Raw genomic sequence first — 1,581 nt, 5'->3', positions numbered from 1 at the left:
AGCTTGGCATTTATCCTCGCTCGTCACCCGACCTGCTGATCTGCGGTGTTTCCCGGGACAGCGGAGGCGGCCGTTCTCCACGCTTCGAGATGTCGAGTAACAAAGCACCAGAGAACGGCCGCTGTGTATGAGTCTGTCTGCCGACGTGTCCGGACGCGAGGCATTGGATGTGTTGTCCCGCTTTCGTGTCGAGTTCTACGACTGCCTGTATGCCCGGGCTGACGCACTCTTCGAGCTCACCGACGCGGTGCTGTGTGCGGACGGGCCGGTGAACACCCTGGTCGAGCTGTCGCTGACGGCCGAGCACCGGCGCGGACACGGCGCTCTGTATGCGGGGCTGGATCGAGGCTGGACCGAACCGACGCGTCTGCGACGCGCTCTGGCCGGCCTACCGCTGCCGAAGACGGCCGACGGGCGGATCGTACTGGCGGTGGACGTGAGCAACTGGCTCCGCCCCGACGCTCCCACCAGCGACGACAGGCTGTTCTGCCACGTCTACGGACGTGGCGACCGTAAGACGGACCAGTTCATCCCCGGCTGGCCGTACTCTTTCGTCGCCGCCTTGGAAACAGGCCGTACCTCTTGGTGTCGACTGCTGGACGCCCTGCGGCTCGGACCCGCGGACGACGCGACACTGGTCACCGCCTCCCAACTCCGCGAGGTCGTGGAACGCCTGGCCGACGCGGGGCACTGGCAGCCGGGCGACCCCGAGATCCTGATCGTGATGGACGCCGGCTACGACGTCACCTACCTCTCCCACTCCCTGCAGGACCTGCCCGTCGTGCTGCTCGGACGACTGCGCTCGGACCGCGTCATGCTCCGCGACCCGGGCCCCGCCCGCTCCGGGCCGAAGGGCGGGCGGCCCCGCCGCCACGGCGGCGTCCTTGCCTTCGCCAAGCCCGACACCTGGCACCAGCCCGACGTCACCACCGCCACGGACACCACCCGCTACGGCAAGGCAGAGACGATGGCCTGGGACCGTATGCATCCCCGGCTCACTCACCGCGGCCCCTGGCTGGAGCACGCGGAAGATGAACTCCCCGTCCTGCACGGCACATTGATGCGACTGAAGGTGGAGTACCTGCCGGGCGACCGTGACCCGAAGCCGGTCTGGCTGTGGTGCTCCGCAACCTCGGCCACTCCGACAGACGCGGACCGGTGGTGGCAGGCCTTCCTCCGCCGCTTCGACCTGGAGCACACCTTCCGGCTGATGAAACAGACCCTCGGATGGACCGCACCGAAGATCCGCCGCGCCGACACCGCCGATCTGTGGACCTGGTTGATCATCGCCGCCCACACCCAGCTCTGTCTCGCCCGGCCCCTCACGGAAGATCTCCGGCGGCCCTGGGAACGACGCACCGAACCCCGTCGCCTCACCCCCGCCCGGGTCAGGCGGGGGTTTCGCAACGTCCGTGCAACCGCGGCCCGCCCGGCAGCCGCACCGAAACCGTCCCGACCCGGCCCCGGACGACCCTCGGGATCGAAGAACAACCACCGGGCCAACCATCACAGCGTCGGCAAGACGGCCAAACGCGCCGAGTCAATCAAGGAACACCAAGCCCGCAGAGGATAAATGCCAAG

Annotated in this window: 1 protein-coding gene; it reads left to right on the top strand. The window is 68.2% G+C overall.

Going from position 1 to position 1,581, the window contains the following annotated elements:
• Nucleotides 1–127: 127 nt before the first annotated feature.
• Nucleotides 128–1,573: an NF041680 family putative transposase gene (locus AB0D48_RS37400; protein WP_362407828.1), complete on the top strand. Its 1,446-nt coding sequence runs from the start codon at nt 128–130 to the stop codon at nt 1,571–1,573.
• The last annotated feature ends 8 nt before the right edge of the window (nt 1,574–1,581 follow it).

Source organism: Streptomyces sp. NPDC048269 (assembly GCF_040652395.1).
Classification (GTDB): Bacteria; Actinomycetota; Actinomycetes; order Streptomycetales; family Streptomycetaceae; genus Streptomyces.
The sequence above is the reverse complement of the archived record's forward strand: the minus strand, read 5'-3'. Positions and strand labels throughout refer to the sequence as shown.

What these genes read in the sequence shown, in the direction of transcription:
- AB0D48_RS37400 (WP_362407828.1), top strand. Translation starts at nt 128, where the DNA reads ATGAGTCTGTCTGCCGACGTGTCCGGACGCGAGGCATTGGATGTGTTG.